Raw genomic sequence first — 1,183 nt, forward strand, 5'->3', positions numbered from 1 at the left:
CGTGTGGCTTCGTTCGCTTGGTGGCGGGGTTTTTGCAGCGCTCCGTGGCGGTCTTGTTGCCGCGATCACGCAGGACTGGCTGCAGGTAGGTGTCGCGGTCTGAACCGAGAGGGGTGCGCCCGGTCGGGGCCGTTTGGATCGCTGCCGCTATGTCAGAGTCCGAAGGCTCCGCCGCTGACGAGGATCACGATGCCGAGGCCGATGAGAACGATGGGGAAGAGGATGTGCTCCCAGCGTTCGAGCACTTCGGCGATCGGGGGGCGGGTGGCGACGAACTTTGCCAGGGCCACCAGGACCGCGACGAGCGCGAGGAAGACGATGCAGTAGGCGACTACTGCGAGAGGTTCCACGCTGAGGAAGACAGGGGTGTAGACGCCGATGTTGTCGCCGCCGTTGGCAAGGGTGACGCCTGCGACTGTCCACACGCCGACCTTCTTGCCGGCAACCTTGGCCTCGTCGTCATCGTCGTCATCGTCTCCGCGCCAGGCCTGCCATGCGGCCCAGAGGCCGAGGCCCAGAGGGATGAGACCGAAGTACGGGATGGCTGCCGAGGGCAGGAATGCTCCGGCACCGATGGTCACCAGGACCGCGGCACCGAGGATGCCGACGAATCCGAGGTACTGGCCGGCCAGAATGCGGGCGGTAGTGCCGCGCTGGCCTGCCCCTCGCGCGAAGAAGAGGGAGAGCACGATGATGTCGTCGATGTTGGTCGCTGCGAACAGGCCCATCGCCTGCAAGACCGAGGTGAGGATCATGCGCCCTCCCCAGCTGCGTCGCATCCGGGAAGCGAGCAGGCGGGATCGATGCACGGGGCGTCTTCGTCCACTGCCAGGGTGGCATCGACCAGTGCCGTCAGCGCCTGCGCCAGGTGCGAATCGGCGATCTCATATCGTGTCCGACGACCCTCGGGCTCGGAGACGACGATCCCGCAATCGCGCAGGCATGCCAGGTGGTTGGACACGTTCGGGCGTGTCAGGTCCAGATCTCGGGCCAGTTCCGCCGGGTAAGCGGGATGGTCGAGCAGGGTCAAGATGATCCGGGATCGAGTGGGGTCGGCCAGTGCACGACCCAGGCGGTTCATCACGTCGAGACGCGAAGAAATAGTCAGCATGGACTGAACTATACAGCACGCACTGAACACTCGGTCACAGGCGTCAGCCCAGATCGCATGCCCGTAAGGGGA

At 65.2% G+C, this 1,183-nt stretch carries 2 protein-coding genes; both read right to left on the reverse strand.

The annotated features are described in order from the left end of the window. Window positions 1-152: 152 nt before the first annotated feature. Window positions 153-755, reverse strand: a complete 603-nt coding sequence (locus tag AB4Y78_RS15590; RefSeq protein ID WP_007925754.1) for a cadmium resistance transporter — start codon at window positions 753-755, stop codon at window positions 153-155. Further along, the gene (gene cmtR / locus AB4Y78_RS15595; RefSeq protein WP_259909122.1) at window positions 752-1,111 is read right to left on the reverse strand and encodes a Cd(II)/Pb(II)-sensing metalloregulatory transcriptional regulator CmtR; all 360 of its coding nucleotides are present in this window, start codon (window positions 1,109-1,111) and stop codon (window positions 752-754) included. The genes AB4Y78_RS15590 and cmtR overlap by 4 nt, the downstream gene beginning before the upstream one ends. Window positions 1,112-1,183: the final 72 nt, after the last annotated feature.

It is taken from the genome of Janibacter sp. RAF52, from assembly GCF_052114035.1.
Classification (GTDB): Bacteria; Actinomycetota; Actinomycetes; order Actinomycetales; family Dermatophilaceae; genus Janibacter; species Janibacter hoylei.